Origin of the sequence: Janthinobacterium sp. YR213 (assembly GCF_900099875.1) — a bacterium.
GTDB lineage: Bacteria > Pseudomonadota > Gammaproteobacteria > Burkholderiales > Burkholderiaceae_D > Janthinobacterium > Janthinobacterium lividum.
The window spans coordinates 278,263-294,466 of sequence record NZ_FNDA01000002.1; the positions used below are offsets into that span (position 1 = coordinate 278,263).

Consider the following 16,204-nt stretch of genomic DNA (forward strand, 5'->3'; position numbering starts at 1 on the left):
CTCGGCGGATTTTTTTTTGTCCCGCTCAGGCTGGTGGTGTATTGAACTTTCCATTGTGGAAGATCAAGGGCGGCTGCGCGGCAAAAGCGCATTGTTCCACTTCGCCCACGAAAATGACGTGGTCGCCTTCCGGGTAGCGGCTACGGTTGTGGCATTCGAACCAGGCCGACGCGCCTTTCAGGATGGGCTGGCCCGTGCGCGACAGTTCATATTCCACGTCGTCGAAGGGATTGGGCGTGCGGCGTGAAAAGCGCTGCGCCAGTTCCGCCTGGTCGGCGCCCAGCACATTGATGACGTAGTGCGAGTTGCCGCTGAAAATGGGCATGCTGTTCGCCACGGAACCGAGGCTCCATAGCACCAGGGGCGGCGACAGCGAGACGGAATTGAAGGAACTGGCCGTCAAGCCACGGAAACTGCCGTCGGCCAGGCGAGTCGTAATGACCGTCACGCCGGTGGCAAACTGCGACAGTGCCTGACGGAAATGTGTCGTATCGAATTCTTGCGCTGGCGCGCGGGGAGAGCGTGTGTTCATGGGTGACCTGTCTATTTGCTGACATTATGCCAAAAATCGGCCGCGCCAGCGCAATCGTGGCCAGCATGCCCCTATGTGCGGTGTTTCACGCGCCGTTTCAAGCGACGCTGCAGGCCATGGCGCTTTACGTTACAGTGGTGAAATGATACGTCGCAGAGGCGTTGCAGGAGGGCATCATGAATGAGCAGACGGATGTGGCGGTATTGGGCGGTGGCTGTTTTTGGTGCCTCGCTGCCGTGTATGCGGAAGTGCGCGGCGTGACGCGCGTCGAGTCCGGCTACACGGGCGGCAGCGTGCCCAACCCCACGTATGAACAGATATGCACGGGCGACACGGGCCACGCGGAAGTGGTGCGGCTGGAATTCGATCCTGCCGTCATCAGTTACCACGACTTGCTGGAAATCTTTTTTACGCTGCACGATCCCACCACCCTGAATCGGCAGGGCAACGATGTCGGTACGCAATACCGTTCCGTCATCCATTACCAATCGGCAGGGCAGGAAAGCGTGGCGCGCAAGGTACTGGCCGAAATGGCCGGCGTGTGGGATGCACCCATCGTCACGCAGCTGGCGCCGGCAGCCACCTTTTATACGGCTGAGGATTACCACCAGAATTATGTCGAGCAGCATCCCTTGCAGGGTTATTGCGCCCTGGTCGTCGTGCCCAAGGTGGAGAAATTCCGCGCCATGTACGCGGGGCGCCTGAAGTGATGCCCAGCGTGCCTCTCAGCTGGCGAGCACGGGCGCCGGCTTGGCGTCCTGCGCATACATATAGTTGCGCGACCAGGGCAGGGTGGAAGAGCGCCGGCCCGCCTTGACGCAGACGATCTGGTACAAGCTGATCAAATCTTGCTCGAAGGCATAGGCACAGCCAGCCAGGTAGACGTGCCAGATGCGGAAGCGCCGTTCGCCCGCCAGCGGGCGTATCTGCTCGGCGTGGGCTTCAAAATTCTCCGTCCACAGGGCGCAGGTGCGCGCATAGTGGCGCCGCAGGTTTTCCACGTCCAGCACTTCCAGTCCCCCTTGCTGCATGGTCTTGAGCACATTGCCGATGTGCGCCAGCTCGCCGTGCGGAAACACATATTTTTCGATGAATTCCCCGCCGCCATACGGCGTTTCGCCATTGTCAGGATCGGTCGAGGTGATGCCGTGGTTCATCGCCATGCCATCGGGTGCGAGCAGCTTGTTGATGATGGAAAAGTAGTCGGGCAAGTGTTTCAGGCCCACGTGCTCGAACATGCCCACGCTGGTGATGCGGTCGAACTGGCCCGTCACGTCGCGGTAATCCTGCAGGCGGATGTCGATCAGGTGGGCCAGGCCGGCCGCCGCCACGCGCTCGCGCGCCAGCGCGTACTGGTTTTCCGACAGGGTCACGCCCACGCAGCGGGCGCCATATTGTTGTGCGGCACGAATGACGAGGGCCCCCCAGCCGCAGCCGATGTCGAGCAGGGTCTGGCCCGGCTGCAACTGGATTTTTTTCAGGATATGGTCGATCTTCTTGACTTGCGCCTGCGCCAGGGTTTCATCGCCGTGTTCGAAATAGGCGCAGGAATACACGAGGGCGGGGTCGAGAAACTGTTCGTAGAACGCGTTCGACACGTCGTAGTGGTAGCGGATGGCTTCGGCATCCTTGCTCTTGTCATGCGTAAAGCTGCGCACGATGCGCGCCAGCTTGCCTTCCGGCTTCAAGGTATTGCGGGCCAGGGCATTGCAGATGGAAATCATGTCCATCGCCGTGCCCTTGACTTCGATATTGCCTTCCACGTAGGCCGAGCCCAGATTGGCCAGCGACGGGTTCAGCAGATAGCGGGCCGAGGCGACGGTCGGCAGGCGGATGGTGACTCTGGGCGCTTCGCTGGACAGGTCGACATGCTGGCCATTCCACAATTCTATGCGTAGCGGCAAGGCGGTCTTGCTGCGGATGCTGGCGATCCAGGACTTGAGTTGGTTTTGTACAAACAAAATGGCCTCCAATGCAGCAACCCCAGCTGGGGCCGCAAATTGAGAAACAATGTCATTTAGTAACTTCTACCCTCATAGCCTACACCTATATTGACCAGCTTGCTTTGCGCCGCCTTGCTTATCCTGCTCAGGGTTGCAAGCGCTGCATGCTCCATTGCCCGTCAGCACCGCGCGTAAACACGATGCGGTCGTGGAAGCGCGAACGGCGTCCCTGCCAGAACTCGATGCGTTCCGGCTGCAAGCGGTAGCCGCCCCAATGGGCCGGACGCGGCGGCTGCGCGTCGCCGATGGCGGCGGCCACGGCCGCGTAATGGCTTTCCAGCTCGGCGCGGCTGGCGATCGGTGTACTTTGCTGTGAGGCAATCGCCGACAGCCGGCTTTGCACGGGACGTACATTGAAATACTCGTCGCTCTCGGCCGCCGTGGTCTTCACCACCGTGCCCTCGATGCGCACTTGCCGCTCCAGCTCGCGCCAGAAGAACAGCAGGGCGGCGTTTGGATTGTGCTCGAGCTGCTGGCCCTTGTCGCTATGGTAATTCGTGTACCAGGTAAAGCCCCGTTCATCGAACTGCTTGATCAGTACGATGCGCGAGCTGGGCTTGCCATCAGGAGTGACGGTGGACAAGTCCATGGCGTTCGGCTCCATCACCTGCGCGTTGACAGCCTCGGCAAACCATTTCTGGAACTGGGCGATGGGATCGGCCAGTACATCCGTCTCGCTCAGGCTGGACTGAACGTAATCGGTACGCATGGCCGCCAGCACGGCGGCCGCGTCCGGCACTGCGGCTTCTGGCGTATCGGGCGCGATGCCGCGGCGGCGCTGCATGGCCGTGCCCAGCTGTTCCATCTGTTGCGCGCTGAACAGGCGCTTGGCCATGGGCGCCAGTTGTCCCTCTTCCTTGGCCATGTGGACCTGGTAGGCGGCGGCATAGTCGCGCACGCCATCATGCGACAACTGCGAGTCCGTGCCGGCCGCGATGGCGTCCAGTTCCGGGCGCAGGGTCAGCCAGGCCTGGTCCATGCGCTGGTGGTCGGCCAGGATTTTCGGCACCAGGGTGGCCAGCAAGGCGGCGTCCTCGCCCGTGGCCGTCGCCTGCAGCATGGGCATCAAGTCCTGCTCTTCATCGTCATGGTGCAGATGGGCGGCTTTATTAAAGTATTGCAACACGGCCTTGGCCGCCTGCTGCGCTTCCGGCGTGTTGCCATTCTGTCCCAGGTGGCCCAGCAGGTTTTGCAAGGTCGTCAACTGCTTGCGGATCTTGTCGTGGCAATGCTTGAGCACGGCGATGGGCTGGTCAAAGCCGGGAACGGAGTCGAACAGGGGAGAGGTCATGGCGTGTTCTCTTGGTGGGCGGTGTGGGGGCGCGGCGACAATGCAGCTTGTCGCTGTGTCAATTCGGCTATTTTAGAATATCCGCCAGCGCAGTGTCCGTTAAAATGGCGCCATGCATACCTCCACCAATGAACTAATTTCCATGGACTTGACCGAGATCGATTTTGAGCGGCGCTTCGGCGGCATTACCCGCCTGTACGGCGCCCCCGCGTTGGCACGCTTCCGCGCCGCGCATGTGTGTGTGATCGGCGTGGGCGGCGTCGGTTCCTGGATCGTCGAAGCGCTGGCGCGCAGCGCCGTCGGCCGCCTGACCCTGATCGACCTGGACAATGTTGCCGAATCGAATATCAACCGCCAGATCCAGGCCATGAGCGACACCATCGGCAAGGCCAAGATCACGGCCCTGGCCGAACGCATCGAACTGATCAACCCGTTTTGCCAGGTCACGCAGGTCGAGGATTTTATTACCCCTGATAATCTGGACCAGTTGCTGGGCGGGTGCGATTTCGACTATCTCGTCGACGCCATCGACAATGCCAAGGCGAAAGCGGCCGTGATCGCGTATTGCCGCGCGCGCAACATTCCCATGCTGACCATCGGCAGCGCGGGCGGGCAGACGGACCCGACCTTGATTGCCGTGCGCGACCTGGCGAAAACGGAACAGGAACCGCTGCTCAAGCGCGTGCGAAAACTGTTGCGCACCGAATATGGTTTCCCGCGTGGCGTGAAAAACAAATTCAATGTCGACGCCGTGTTTTCCATGGAACCGTTGAGCACGCCCGAGAGCGCGGAAGCGTGCGCCATCGATGGCGCGCCCGCCGGCGTCACGGGCCTGAACTGTGCAGGCTTCGGTTCCAGCGTGGTGGTGACGGCCAGCTTTGGCATGGTGGCGGCCGCCCATGCGCTGAAAAGCTTGCGCCAGGACAAAGTTGCTGAAGTGCCAGCGCCAATGCCAGTGCCGGACGCCGCCTAGGTTAATTTCCTGCTGGCCAGGATGCGGTAGTCGCCGCTGCTTTTGAACGATTCCACCAGCACCAGCTCGTCCGCCTGCCAGGCGATGGGCGCGAAGTCCTGGCTGGCCGGTGGCGGCGCCTGGCGCGCCAGTGTCACGTGCGGCGTAAAGCGGTCGTGCTCGAAGCGCGGCGCCAGCCCCTGCTCCATCAGGCCGTGCATGCAGGCCGCGCGCACGTCCAGCAGGGCGGGCGAGGGCTGCGCCAGGGCGGCCCAGGCCAGCGCCAGCTTGGGGAAGTGGCTGGCGTGATCGAACAGCAAGGGCATGGGACGCGCCGGCAAGTGCGCCAGGATGTCCAGCAGGACCGGCAGCTCGCTGGCCGGGCGCTGGCCCAGGAAAGCCAGGGTCAGGTGCAGCTTGTCCGGGCGCACGGGCTTGCCGTCCAGCAGCGCCTGCCAGGCGGCCAGCGCCGCGCGCGTGGCCGCATCGGGCCACAGGGCGTAAAACAGGCGGGGGCAATGGGTATCGGGCGACAAGTTTTTCCTATCGTTGCGGCGGTTTGCTATTATTGGCGTTCCCTGCCAGGTTTGTAGGTGCAGGGATCTCACCGAAACTCACTGAAAGAATACATCATGACGCGTAGCTCCGTTTTGTTTGCCCTGATCTGCTCCGTCGCCGCGTCGCTGGCGCAGGCACAGGCGCCAGCGCCTGTTCCCGCCTCCGCCGTCTCGCTGAGCCCTGGCCCTGTCGCCGATAAATTGATTCTGATCGACAACAAGGTCGGCACGGGCAAGGAAGCGTCCGCTGGCAGTAATGTCACCGTGCATTACACGGGCTGGCTGTACCGTCCCCTGGCGAAAGATTCGCGCGGCAAGAAGTTCGATAGCTCCGTGGGCCGTGGCCCGTTTGACTTCCCGCTCGGCAAGGGCATGGTCATCAAGGGCTGGGACCAGGGCGTGGCCGGCATGAAAGTGGGCGGCAAGCGCACCCTGATCATTCCAGGCGAACTGGCCTATGGTCCGCGCGGCGCGGGCAACGGCGACATCCCGCCGAACTCGGCACTGATCTTCGACGTGGAATTGCTGGACGTGAAGTAATTGTTCAGTTTCGGCAGCGCACCACGTGCGCTGCCGTGAAAAAGCGGTAGACTGGATTCTTCTGTAATTGCTGTGGAGACTCCCATGAACATCGCCAACGACGTCACTGAACTGATCGGCAACACCCCCCTGGTGCGCATCAACCGCATCGCCGCCGGCAGTGTGGCCACCATCCTGGCCAAACTCGAATTCTATAATCCCGCGCACAGCGTCAAGGACCGCATCGGCCTGTCCATGATCGTCGCCGCGGAAGCCGCAGGCAAGATTCATCCCGATACCGTCATCGTCGAGCCCACCAGCGGCAACACGGGCATCGCGCTGGCCATGGTCTGCGCAGCGCGCGGCTACCGCTGCACCCTCGTCATGCCCGACACCATGAGCCGCGAGCGGCGCATCCTGTTGCGCGCCTACGGCGCCGAGCTGGTGCTCACGCCCGGCAGTGAAGGCATGCTGGGCGCCATCCGCAAGGCCGAGGAACTGGTGGCGGCCGACCCGCGCTACCTGATGCTGCAGCAATTCAACAATCCCGCCAACCCCGCCATCCACCGCGCCACGACGGCGGAGGAAATCTGGCGCGATACGGATGGACAAGTGGACATCGTCATCGCCGGCGTGGGCACGGGCGGTACGATTACCGGCATCGGCGAAGTGTTGAAGGAACGCAAGCCTGGCCTGCAAATGATCGCCGTGGAACCGGAAGCGTCGCCGATGCTGTCGAAGGGGACCAAGGGCCCGCATCCGATCCAGGGCATCGGCGCCGGCTTCGTGCCGCAGATTTTGAACACGGCCATCTACGACGAAATCATTTGCGTCAAGAATGACGACGCGTTTGCCACGGCGCGCCTGGCCGCCAGCGACGAAGGCTTGTTGGTCGGCATCTCGTCGGGCGCCGCCCTGTGGGCCGCCCTGCAAGTGGCGCGCCGCCCGGAAAACGCGGGCAAGACCATCGTCACCATCATCCCGTCGTTCGGCGAGCGTTACTTGAGCACAGCTCTGTACGCGGGCCTCGGCGACTGATTCAATAGCAGCGGCAGGCCTATCCTTTCCGCCAGCGCCCGGTTGCCCGCATCGCCCGGGTGCAGGTGGTCGCCCGAGTCGTAGGCGGGCAACAGGCGCAGCGGATGCGCGGGATCGCGCGCCCAGGCATCGAAGTCGAGTACGGCGTCGAACGTGCCGCTGCTGCGTATCCACGCATTCAGTTGCTGGCGCAGCGCATCTTTTTCTGGCTGGTAATAGTCGCTCAGGGGCGTGCCGGGCAGGGCGCCTGCGAACGGCGTCAGGGTGGCGCCGACCACGCGCACGCCGCGGCTGCGGGCCTGGGCCACCAGCTGGACGTAGCCGGCCGTCAACTCCTCCAGGGTCGGCCTTTGCACCCGTGGCGCAAACGCCGTGCCGGGCCAGCTGATGTCATTGATCCCCAACAAGACGACCACCGAGCGCACGCCCGGTTGCGCCAGCACGTCGCGTTCGAAGCGCGCCAGGGCATTGACTCCCATGCCATCGGACAACAGCCGCGCACCGGAAATGCCCGCATTGATCACGGCCACGCCCTGCGGCGCCAGGCGTTCGGCCAGGAAATCGGGCCAGCGCGCATCCATCCCCAGGCTGGCGCTGGCGCCATCGGTAATCGAATCGCCAAGGATGGCCACGGCTTGCGTCCCCGGCGCCGCTTGCACCTCGATGGCGCTGAGCAAGAGGCGCGCCGTGGTGGTCTGCACGCCGGCTTGTGCATCATCGATGCGCGCGGCCCGCGTCTGGTCATGCGGGGCGATCCACGCCGTCTCGCGTCCATCCCAGTGAAACGTGGAGACGGGACTGGCTTGCGGCAAATGGATGCTGACCGTCAACCGGGCCAGGTCCGGCACGGACAGGTCGACGGGGTCGCTGATGATCGGCGCGCCCGGCGCCACGCTGGCCGAGGGCTGGCCGGAAAACGTGAGCGTGCGCAGGCTGCCGGGCTTGATGGCTGAGCCGGACGCGGCCAGGGCCACGGTGGCTGCGCCGATGCGCAGCGGCACCTTGCCATACGCATTCGACAGCACGATGCGCACGCGCGGGCCGCCCACGCTGAGGCGCGCCACCTGGCGCACGGTTTGCCCGTGCAGCACGGCGGGCACATTGCTGGGGAACAGGAAGTCGCTGCTCCACACGGCTTGCGGGCTGGCCGTCCAGCTGGCCAGCCAGGTGGTATCGGCGTTGGCGGCCTGGACAGGGCTCGTGCCGAGTGCCAGGCTCAGCAGAGCGGCGGGGAGGAGGGAAAATCGTTGCATGGCGGCTCGCTTCATCAAGGGGAATGTGCGCATGATGAAAGCAAAGCCATTTATGTACTAGACTATCTCATCGAAGAACATTTATGAGTTGAATTCACAATGGCCAGACTGGAAGTGAACCGCTCCGGCGAGCTGGAAGTGTTTGTGCGCGTGGTGGAACTGGGCGGCTTTTCCGCCGCCGCGCGCGCCTGCGGCATGACGCCCTCGGCCGTCAGCAAGCTCGTCTCGCGGCTGGAAGAGCGCCTGGGCGCGCGCCTGTTGAACCGCTCCACGCGCCAGCTGCAACTGACGGCCGAGGGCTGCGGCCTGTATGAACGGGGCCGGCACGTGCTGGCGGCCCTGGACGAGGCCGAGCGCTGCGCCGGTGTGCAGGATGTGCCGCGCGGCAAAATACGCGTGAATGCAAACGTGCCGTTCGGCCAGCATTTTTTGTTGCCGCTGGCGCCGCTGTTTCTGGAACGCTTTCCGGAGGTGACGCTCGACATCGAGCTCACGGATGCAGTGGTCGATATCCTCGAGCAGCGCACGGATGTGGCCGTGCGGGCCGGGCCCCTGAAAAGTTCCAGCTTGCTGGCGCGCAAGCTGGGCCAGACGCGCATGGTGATCGTGGCGTCGCCAGCCTACCTGGCGCGGCGCGGCCCGCCGTTGACGCCTGCCGAGCTGGCATCGCACAATCTGCTCGATGCCAATTACGCGCGCGCCCGCTCGGGCTGGCCGCTGCGCTTGCCCGAAGGCGACATCGTCGTGCCGGTCACGGGCAATGCGCAGGCGAGCGATGGCGAAGCCTTGCGGCAACTGGCGCTGGCGGGACTGGGATTGGCGCGCCTGGCGGCCTTCCAGGTGCGCGGCGATATCGCGGTGGGTCGTTTGCAGGCCGTGCTGGAAGCGTTCAACCCGGGCGACAGCGAGGAAGTGCATGCCGTGTTCGTGGGGCAAGGCGGGCATGTGCCGCTGCGCGTGCGCGTCTTGCTTGATTTCCTGGCGCAGAATGTCGACCTGGACTGAGCGTGTCCAGGCGCATTAGGCTACAGGCGGACACGGCCGCGCAGTACAATATCGGACGGGCCGCAATGGTTCGGCCCGTATTGTGCCTTTGAATGGAAATATGTTCCTGGTAAAACCTGAACGCCGCCGCCTGCTGCAAGTGGGCGCAACCGTGGCTGTTATCGCGCTGGGCCTGGCCTCGCGCGCCTATCCCCAATTCGTTCCCGCCGCGCTCGGCAAATATCCGGGCGACGCCCTGTGGGCCATGATGATTGTCTTTGCGCTGGGCATCATCGCCACGCGCATGCGCACCTGGCAACTGGCATCGTGGTCCTTGCTGATCTGCTTTGCCGTGGAATTCGGCCAGCTGGTCCAGGCGCCGTGGCTCGTCGCGCTGCGCGCGCATCCGCTGGGGCACCTGGTACTGGGTTCCGCCTTCGGCTGGGGTGATTTGATCGCCTACACGGCCGGCGTGGCCGTGGCGGCGATCATCGACAAGCTGGCGCTGTTCAAGCGCCGCTAGCCTTATTTGACGTTACCCTCCGCGTCGCGCAGTTCCACCGGCGCCAGTTTGAGCTTGCTCAATTGCGGAGCGATCTTCGCCTTGTCGCCCACGCCGATGACGATCAGCTTTTCCGGCTGCAGGTATTTTTTCGCCACCTGCTGCACCTGCTTGTCCGTCACGCTGGCAAAGCGCTGCGGCAGGGTCGTGTAATAGTCGAGGCCCAGGCCGTAGATATACGCGTTCGCCATGCTGGCGCTGATGCTGGCATTCGTGTCGAACTGGCCCGGCAAGGACAGCACCTGCGAGTTGCGCGCATTCGCCAGTTCCTTGCTGCTCAAGGGCTTGGCGATCATGGCGCGGATCTCCTTGACGGTTTCCAATACGGCCGGGCCCGTCACATCGGTGCGCACGCTGGCGGCAATCGAGAATGGTCCAGGCTGATTGCGGTACTGGAATTGCGAGCGCACGCCATAGGTATACCCCTTTTCTTCGCGCAAGTTGGTGTTCAGGCGGCTGGTAAACAAGCCGCCCAGCGCCGCGTTCATCACTTGCAGCGGCGCGTAATCGGGCGTGGCGCGCGGCACGGCGATGGCGGACAGGCGCACGGCCGTTTGCGGCGCGCCCGGCTTGTCGACCACAATCAATTTTGCCTTTGTCGTCTGCGGCGCGGCCGCCACGGACTGCGCCACCGTGCCTGCCTTCCAGTTGCCGAACTTCGCTTCGGCCAGTGCCTTCAATTCCGCCTCGCCGATATCGCCCGAGACGATCAGGGCCGCATTGTTCGGCAGGTAATGCTGCTGCCAGAAACCTTGCAGGTCGGCGCGGCTGGCCGCCTTCAGCGCCGCTTCCGTGCCCAGCTGGATGTAGCCGTACGGATGCTGCGGGCCATACAGGGCCGCCGCTTCCACGCGGGCAGCAACGGCGCCCGCGTTTTCGCGCTGCTGCGCCAGTTGTCCGATGCGGCTGGCGCGCTGGCGCTCCACCTCTTCTTGCGGGAATTGCGGGTGCAGCACCACGTCGGCCAGCACGTCGAGCGCTTGCGGGAACGTGGCCTTGAGCGACGTCAGCTGGGCGAACGAGGCATCCGTGCTGGAGCCGGTGCTCAGCAGGGCGCCCAGCTGCGCCACATCGTCGGCGATCTGCGGTGCGCTGCGCGTGGCCGTGCCTTCCTGCAGCAACTGCGCCGTAAAGCTCGACAAACCAGGCTGCGCCAGCGGATTGGCGCCCGAGCCGCTTTTGATGACCAGCTGGCTGGAAACGAGCGGCACGGCCCCGTTGTAATGGTGGATCACGGTCAAACCGTTCGCCAGGGTGAACGATTTTCCTTGCGGTAAAACAATCTTCGGTGCGGGACCGGCCTTCGGCACGGCATTGCGCCATGGCTCGTCCGCATTGATGGCCGTGCCTGGCGCAGGCTTGACCTTGCCAGGCGCCGGCGTCGGCACTTCCGCGCCCAGATCCGGCTTGCCCGGTACGCCGTAGACGACGACGCGCGACTGGTTTTTCAGGTACTGGTCGACGGCGCGCTGCACGCCGGCGGCCGTCACCTGGCGGTAGCGCTCGATATCCTTGGCCAGGTAGCCGGGGTCGCCCAGGTACTGGTTGTATTCGTTGAGCAAGTTGGCCACGCCGCGCCCGCCCATTTTTTCCACCTGGCTCAGCATGGTGGTCTCGATGCTGTTGCGCGCCCGCTCCAGTTCCTTCTCGGTGGGGCCCTTGGCGCGCAATTGCTCCAGCTCCGCCTGCAAGGCTTGTTCGATTTCCTCGGGCTGGTGGCCCGGGCGCGCCGTCGCGTCGATGGTGAAGATGGAGGTGAGGGCGTTCGAGCCCTGGCTGGCGCCCACATCCTGGGCGATCTGTTTGTCGTACACGAGGGACTTGTACAGGCGGCTGGACTTGCCGCCGGCCAGGATGTGCGCCGCCATCGACAGTTCCGCGTCATCCCTGGTGTAGGCGGACGGCGTCAGCCAGGCCATGAAAACGCGCGGCAATTCCACCCGGTCCTGCACCACGATGCGGCGTTCCTGCGTGATGGGCGGCGTCACGACATTCGGTTTCGGCACGGCCGGGCCGCTCTTGAAGCTGCCGAAGTATTTGTTGACCAGTTCCTTGGTCTTCGCCTTGTCGATATCGCCGGCGATCACCAGGCTGGCGTTGTTGGGGCCATAGTATTTGCTGAAGAATTCCTTGATGTCGGCCAGTTTCGCGTTCTGGATATCCGCGTGCGAACCGATGACGCTGGCGTAATACGGGTGGGTCTTGGGAAACAGCTGGTGGTACAGGGCTTCCTGCACGATGCCGTAGGGCGCATTTTCCACGCTCTGGCGGCGCTCGTTGCGCACCACGTCCTGCTGGTTCGTCAGCGCCGTCTGGTCGAGCACGTCAAGCAGGTAGCCCATGCGGTCGGAATGCGTCCACAGGGCCAGTTCCAGCTGGTTCGACGGTACCGTGTCGAAATAATTGGTGCGGTCGAAATCCGTGCTGCCGTTCGAGTCGGTGGCGCCCGCGCCTTCCAGCAACTGGTCGGCCATGCCGCGCGGCACGTGCTTGGTGGCGGCAAACATCATGTGTTCGAACAGGTGGGCAAAGCCCGTCAGCCCCGGCGCTTCATTCGCGGGACCCACGTGGTACCAGATATTGACGGCCGTGACGGGCAATTTATGGTCTTCCACGAGAATGACATCGAGGCCGTTGGGCAAGGTGTATTTTTCATAGGCAATATGCGGCACGGACGTCGCACCCGTCGTGACGGCCGCATCGGCGGCGTGGGCGAGGGTGAGCGGGGCGCCGTACAGCGACAGCAGCAGAGCGGGGAGGGCCAGCAGTTTGATCGGTTTCATGCATGCTTCCAGGGATAGGTGGAGAAGACGCTGCTGCTCGCTCGTGGCTGGCGCAGCGCGACGGTGCTACGGTCAGTGCTACGGTCGGTACTACAGTCTATACAGCAGGGCCGCGCCGCCCAGCACCAGCAGCGCGCTGGCAATGGAGACGATGGCCGCCGCGCCCAGCAGGCGCCATTCGCGCGGCGTGAAGCCGACGGTTGGCGCCGTCGCATTATCGACAGGGCTGGCCAGGGTGGCTGGCGGCAGCGCAGGCAAGCCGCCCGCCGCGCGCGCCTGCACCGCCAGCGCTTGCGTGGCGGCGTCCAGCAGGGCCAGCTGGCGCTCGACGGTTTCCGCCAGCACGGCTTCGTTCAGCGCCACGAGGGCGAATATCGGGTCATCGACGTCGATCTTGATGCCCGTCTTGTCGAATACGTGGCTGCGCAGTTTGTGCTGGTCCATCTACCACTGCACCTTGTCGAGCTGTTCGAAGATGTCGCGGTAGACGACCTTGATGCGCTGCTTTTCCATGATGTTGAACTTGTCGTTCTGCAGCACTTCCTGCATCGTCAGGCGCGCCGTGTTCATCTTCTTGACGTCCGCGCCGAAGGTGTCGGGATTGCGCTGGCTCAAGGTGATGCTGCCTTTCACGCGTACGCGGTTGTCGGCGTATGACTGCGATTCGATAAACTGCTTGCCGGACGCCGATTGCAGCAGGCCGAAATGTTCGTTTTGCCACAGCACCAGCGGCACCTTCGTCGATTGGGCTGTCGCCACAAAACCCGTGGCCGTGTCGTGCAGGGTGTCGCCGCCGCCGACGATGGTGTGGATGTAGACCTTGCGGCCCGATTCTTCCAGCAGCGAAAAACAGTCGTTTTCCAGCAGGTAGCCCATCAGCGGCGAAAATGTGTTCGCGCCATTGTCGATCACGCAGTTGCCGTCCGTTTCGAGAATGTCGATCATCAGCGCATCGAAGCGTTTCGGGTCGATGTTGCGCGCATCCGTCATCACGGGCACATGCTTGACGTTCATCGCCTTGTAGCGCGAGAACGTGGCGTTTTCCTGATCGGTGTCATAACAGCGCAAAGGCGTGTCGTCCTTGCCGCCTATCCACTGGGCCAGCAGGGTAGAGACGAGGGTCTTGCCGATGCCGCCCTTGCCCTGCAGGATGAAATGTACCGTGTTTTGCATTGCGACTACTCCAAGTTGTTGCGTCAGTGACAATCAAAGATCCGTGACAGCGGCGCAAGCGCCCGGCCAGGCCACGACTGGCATTTTTACCACAATCCTTTGCAAATATGCCATGCGGAACAGCGAATCTGGTTATGATGTTAATCAGGATACCATTGATACAGAGCAAGTTTTGTGTGAAAAATGCACCCCAGAGTGTGAACGAGGACGCAGTGCCGATCTCCAGTCTCGATAAAGCCGACATTGACCGTCTGAATCAGCAAGCCCTGGCTTGCCTGGTCGGCAACCGCCGCCAGGCGCGCCGGCTGGCGCAGATGGCGCTGGCGGCGGCGCAACGACAACAGTATGCGCGCGGCGGCGCGTATGCGGAACTCAATCATTGCTGGCTGGCGTATTACGCGGGCGAGGCCGAACCGTCGTGCGAGCGTCTGGGCGCGTATTTCCAGCAAAGCGGCGACCTGGAAGGGGGCATGGAAGTGGCCGCCCTGCAGGGCGCGTATGCGAGCCGGCGCGGCGATTTTGCCGATGCCGAGCAGCATTTCCTGCAGGCGCGCAGCCAGGCCGCGCAGATACCCGATTCGCTGCACAAGTTCATGCTGTACGCGCGCCTGGGCGTCGATGCCCTGAACCGTGGCGATACGCAGGACGGCCCGCGCAATTTCCTGCTGGCGCTCGACATCGCCGAGCGTTTCGGCAGCCCCGCGCACCGAGTCAACAGCCTGTCGAACCTGGCGTCGTCGCAGCATGACCTGGGCAATGATGAAGACGCCATCCCCCTGCTGGTCGAGGCGCTCGAGATCATCGGCACGCAAAAGCTCAAATACCAGCAAACCATCGTTTCGGCCAACCTGGCCATGTGCCTGCTGGCCACGGGCAAGCCGGCCGAGGCGCTGGCGCTGGTGGAACCGTTTTACGAGTGGCCGGAAGAAGACCTGGCCGTGCGCGCCTTTTTGTTCTGTATCGCCGCCCACGCCGCCATCCTGCTGCGCCAGCCCGACAGCGCCCTGCAATTGCTGTTGCGGGCCGAAGAATATGCGCGCCGGGGCCAGGACCTGGAAGAGCAGATGCATGCGTGGCTGGTGCGCGGCAAGCTGGACCTGCACGCGGGCCAGACGGCGCAGGCGCTGGCGTCCCTGACGCAGGCGCACAGCCTGCTGAGCTGGACGCGCAATCCGTTTCACCAGCAGCAGATCCTGCGCGGCTTGTCCGACATCAATGCCCAACTGGGCGAATGGCAGGCGGCGTATGGTTTCCTGCAGCAATACCAGGCCGCCTACGAGGCCAGCAGCAAGTCGGCGCGCGCCTCGCGCAGCCTGATGCGCAACCTGGAAAAGGAAATGCACAGCCTGAAAGCCGAGCGCGACAAGGCGCTGGAGCTGCAGGCGGCGCGCGAATCGGAAAACGTCAAGCTCGAGCACCTGAACCGGGAACTGGCGCACCAGATCCTGCATGTCAATTCCCTGCAGGACAGCCTGAAGGAACAGGCCATGCGCGACCACCTGACGGGCCTGTACAACCGCCGCCATTTTGAAACCTGCCTCAACGCCATCCTGCATGAGGCCGATGCGGATGCGCCCGTGGCCATCGCCATCATCGACCTGGATTTTTTCAAGCGCGTCAACGATACCTACGGGCATAACTTTGGCGATGAAGTGCTGATCCAGTTCGCGCGCCTGGTGGAAAGCCAGCTGCGCGGCAGCGACATGGTGTGCCGCTATGGCGGCGAGGAATTCTGCCTGCTGTTGCGCGAAGCAGACAGCCTCATCGCCGCGCACAAGATCGACGATATCGCCGCGCGCTACCGCCAGCTGCTGATCCGGCAGGCGCCGCACAGCCTGTCCGGCTGCACCTTTTCGGCCGGCATCGCCGAATATCCGCGCCACGGCGCCGGTCGTCACGAATTGCTGATGCGCGCCGACAGCGCCCTGTACGCGGCCAAGCAGGCGGGCCGCGACCGCGCCTGCATCGCCGCCGCTACTGGATAAAGCGCAACAGTTCGCGCAAGGCGTGCGCCACGGCCTGCTCGCGCACGGCCTGGCGGTCGCCCGCGAATACCAGCCGCTGTGTTTGCACGCGCCCGTCCATGGCCCAGCCGAAGCAGACGGTGCCGACGGGCTTGCCCGGCACGCCGCCTGTGGGGCCGGCGATGCCCGTGGTCGAGACGGCCACCTGGGCCTCGCTGTGGGCCAGGGTGCCCCGCGCCATGGCGGCGGCCACTTCCTCGCTGACGGCGCCGTGCGCGGCGATCAGCTCGGCGGGCACGCCCAGCATGCCGGTCTTGGCCCCGTTGGAATAGGTGACGAAGCCCCGTTCGAACCAGGCGCTCGAGCCTGAAATATCGGTGACGGCCTGCGCCACGCCGCCGCCCGTGCACGATTCGGCCGTGGCCAGCAGCAGGCCCTTCGCCTGCAAGGCCAGGCCGACCGCGGTGGAGAGGGGGACGAGTTCGTTGCTCATGGATGACTCCTGCATGCGGTGAAAATGGTGGCAAGACTGTAGCATGGCCAACGGTAAAAGAAACTTTCCCCGGTACCAGCGAAAATGCGTACACTCTTTT

The 16,204-nt window shown here is 63.8% G+C and carries 16 protein-coding genes; 7 read left to right on the forward strand and 9 right to left on the reverse strand.

What is annotated here, in order from left to right:
* Window positions 1-25: 25 nt before the first annotated feature.
* Window positions 26-532 carry a flavin reductase family protein gene (locus BLT98_RS10465; protein WP_034780584.1) on the reverse strand — a complete coding sequence of 169 codons (507 nt, stop codon included), beginning with the start codon at window positions 530-532 and terminating at the stop codon, window positions 26-28.
* 176 nt (window positions 533-708) lie between these two features.
* On the opposite strand from BLT98_RS10465, the gene msrA reads away from it, so the two are divergent.
* Entirely contained in the window at window positions 709-1,242 is a 534-nt protein-coding gene (gene msrA, locus BLT98_RS10470) for a peptide-methionine (S)-S-oxide reductase MsrA (protein WP_070281674.1), read from the forward strand.
* A gap of 15 nt (window positions 1,243-1,257) precedes the next feature.
* Here msrA and BLT98_RS10475 read toward each other — a convergent pair whose 3' ends face one another.
* Window positions 1,258-2,493: an SAM-dependent methyltransferase gene (locus tag BLT98_RS10475; protein WP_034780842.1), complete on the reverse strand. Its 1,236-nt coding sequence runs from the start codon at window positions 2,491-2,493 to the stop codon at window positions 1,258-1,260.
* A 127-nt stretch (window positions 2,494-2,620) separates the two neighbouring features.
* The gene (pdxH, locus tag BLT98_RS10480) at window positions 2,621-3,826 is read right to left on the reverse strand and encodes a pyridoxamine 5'-phosphate oxidase (protein WP_092607473.1); all 1,206 of its coding nucleotides are present in this window, start codon (window positions 3,824-3,826) and stop codon (window positions 2,621-2,623) included.
* 112 nt (window positions 3,827-3,938) lie between these two features.
* On the opposite strand from pdxH, the gene BLT98_RS10485 reads away from it, so the two are divergent.
* Complete coding sequence (locus BLT98_RS10485; RefSeq protein WP_244517458.1) at window positions 3,939-4,799, forward strand: tRNA threonylcarbamoyladenosine dehydratase; 861 nt, start codon at window positions 3,939-3,941, stop codon at window positions 4,797-4,799.
* Here the strand turns inward: BLT98_RS10485 and thpR are convergent.
* Entirely contained in the window at window positions 4,796-5,314 is a 519-nt protein-coding gene (gene thpR, locus BLT98_RS10490) for an RNA 2',3'-cyclic phosphodiesterase (RefSeq protein ID WP_170846357.1), read from the reverse strand. The genes BLT98_RS10485 and thpR overlap by 4 nt on opposite strands.
* A gap of 96 nt (window positions 5,315-5,410) precedes the next feature.
* Between thpR and BLT98_RS10495 the strand changes: the two genes are divergently transcribed.
* Window positions 5,411-5,875, forward strand: coding sequence for an FKBP-type peptidyl-prolyl cis-trans isomerase (locus BLT98_RS10495; RefSeq protein WP_034780576.1), 465 nt, complete (start codon window positions 5,411-5,413; stop codon window positions 5,873-5,875).
* Between the two features lie 84 nt (window positions 5,876-5,959).
* Window positions 5,960-6,892, forward strand: a complete 933-nt coding sequence (gene cysK / locus BLT98_RS10500; protein ID WP_034780574.1) for a cysteine synthase A — start codon at window positions 5,960-5,962, stop codon at window positions 6,890-6,892.
* Here cysK and BLT98_RS10505 read toward each other — a convergent pair.
* The gene (locus BLT98_RS10505; RefSeq protein WP_244517459.1) at window positions 6,853-8,145 is read right to left on the reverse strand and encodes an SGNH/GDSL hydrolase family protein; all 1,293 of its coding nucleotides are present in this window, start codon (window positions 8,143-8,145) and stop codon (window positions 6,853-6,855) included. The genes cysK and BLT98_RS10505 overlap by 40 nt on opposite strands.
* Before the next feature lie 99 nt (window positions 8,146-8,244).
* Here BLT98_RS10505 and BLT98_RS10510 point away from each other — a divergent pair, with 99 nt between their 5' ends.
* Together BLT98_RS10510 and BLT98_RS10515 are read left to right on the forward strand one after the other, a co-directional pair.
* Window positions 8,245-9,150: a LysR family transcriptional regulator gene (locus tag BLT98_RS10510; RefSeq protein ID WP_092607481.1), complete on the forward strand. Its 906-nt coding sequence runs from the start codon at window positions 8,245-8,247 to the stop codon at window positions 9,148-9,150.
* A 100-nt stretch (window positions 9,151-9,250) separates the two neighbouring features.
* Window positions 9,251-9,652 carry a ribosomal maturation YjgA family protein gene (locus BLT98_RS10515; RefSeq protein WP_052140015.1) on the forward strand — a complete coding sequence of 134 codons (402 nt, stop codon included), beginning with the start codon at window positions 9,251-9,253 and terminating at the stop codon, window positions 9,650-9,652.
* Window positions 9,653-9,654: 2 nt separating this feature from the next.
* Here the strand turns inward: BLT98_RS10515 and BLT98_RS10520 are convergent, their stop codons facing one another.
* The 3 genes from BLT98_RS10520 to BLT98_RS10530 all read right to left on the reverse strand — a co-directional run bounded on the left by BLT98_RS10520 (window position 9,655) and on the right by BLT98_RS10530 (window position 13,647).
* Window positions 9,655-12,474 (reverse strand): M16 family metallopeptidase, encoded by a 2,820-nt coding sequence (locus tag BLT98_RS10520; protein ID WP_092607483.1) that lies wholly within the window; start codon window positions 12,472-12,474, stop codon window positions 9,655-9,657.
* A 90-nt stretch (window positions 12,475-12,564) separates the two neighbouring features.
* A complete protein-coding gene (locus tag BLT98_RS10525; RefSeq protein ID WP_211614920.1) occupies window positions 12,565-12,918 on the reverse strand; it encodes a hypothetical protein in 354 nt (117 codons plus the stop codon).
* On the reverse strand, window positions 12,919-13,647 hold the full coding sequence (locus tag BLT98_RS10530; protein WP_034780566.1) for a P-loop NTPase family protein: 729 nt from the start codon (window positions 13,645-13,647) through the stop codon (window positions 12,919-12,921).
* A 212-nt stretch (window positions 13,648-13,859) separates the two neighbouring features.
* Between BLT98_RS10530 and BLT98_RS10535 the strand changes: the two genes are divergently transcribed.
* Window positions 13,860-15,632, forward strand: a complete 1,773-nt coding sequence (locus tag BLT98_RS10535; protein WP_034780832.1) for a GGDEF domain-containing protein — start codon at window positions 13,860-13,862, stop codon at window positions 15,630-15,632.
* On the opposite strand, the gene BLT98_RS10540 is transcribed toward BLT98_RS10535, so the two are convergent.
* A complete protein-coding gene (locus BLT98_RS10540; RefSeq protein WP_070281668.1) occupies window positions 15,622-16,104 on the reverse strand; it encodes a CinA family protein in 483 nt (160 codons plus the stop codon). The two genes, BLT98_RS10535 and BLT98_RS10540, sit on opposite strands and share 11 nt — an antisense overlap.
* Window positions 16,105-16,204 lie beyond the last annotated feature (100 nt).

What these genes read in the sequence shown, in the direction of transcription:
- BLT98_RS10465 (WP_034780584.1), bottom strand. Translation starts at nt 532, where the DNA reads ATGAACACACGCTCTCCCCGCGCGCCAGCGCAAGAATTCGATACGACA.
- msrA (WP_070281674.1), top strand. Translation starts at nt 709, where the DNA reads ATGAATGAGCAGACGGATGTGGCGGTATTGGGCGGTGGCTGTTTTTGG.
- pdxH (WP_092607473.1), bottom strand. Translation starts at nt 3,826, where the DNA reads ATGACCTCTCCCCTGTTCGACTCCGTTCCCGGCTTTGACCAGCCCATC.
- BLT98_RS10485 (WP_244517458.1), top strand. Translation starts at nt 3,939, where the DNA reads ATGCATACCTCCACCAATGAACTAATTTCCATGGACTTGACCGAGATC.
- BLT98_RS10495 (WP_034780576.1), top strand. Translation starts at nt 5,411, where the DNA reads ATGACGCGTAGCTCCGTTTTGTTTGCCCTGATCTGCTCCGTCGCCGCG.
- cysK (WP_034780574.1), top strand. Translation starts at nt 5,960, where the DNA reads ATGAACATCGCCAACGACGTCACTGAACTGATCGGCAACACCCCCCTG.
- BLT98_RS10505 (WP_244517459.1), bottom strand. Translation starts at nt 8,145, where the DNA reads ATGCAACGATTTTCCCTCCTCCCCGCCGCTCTGCTGAGCCTGGCACTC.
- BLT98_RS10510 (WP_092607481.1), top strand. Translation starts at nt 8,245, where the DNA reads ATGGCCAGACTGGAAGTGAACCGCTCCGGCGAGCTGGAAGTGTTTGTG.
- BLT98_RS10515 (WP_052140015.1), top strand. Translation starts at nt 9,251, where the DNA reads ATGTTCCTGGTAAAACCTGAACGCCGCCGCCTGCTGCAAGTGGGCGCA.
- BLT98_RS10520 (WP_092607483.1), bottom strand. Translation starts at nt 12,474, where the DNA reads ATGAAACCGATCAAACTGCTGGCCCTCCCCGCTCTGCTGCTGTCGCTG.
- BLT98_RS10525 (WP_211614920.1), bottom strand. Translation starts at nt 12,918, where the DNA reads ATGGACCAGCACAAACTGCGCAGCCACGTATTCGACAAGACGGGCATC.
- BLT98_RS10530 (WP_034780566.1), bottom strand. Translation starts at nt 13,647, where the DNA reads ATGCAAAACACGGTACATTTCATCCTGCAGGGCAAGGGCGGCATCGGC.
- BLT98_RS10540 (WP_070281668.1), bottom strand. Translation starts at nt 16,104, where the DNA reads ATGAGCAACGAACTCGTCCCCCTCTCCACCGCGGTCGGCCTGGCCTTG.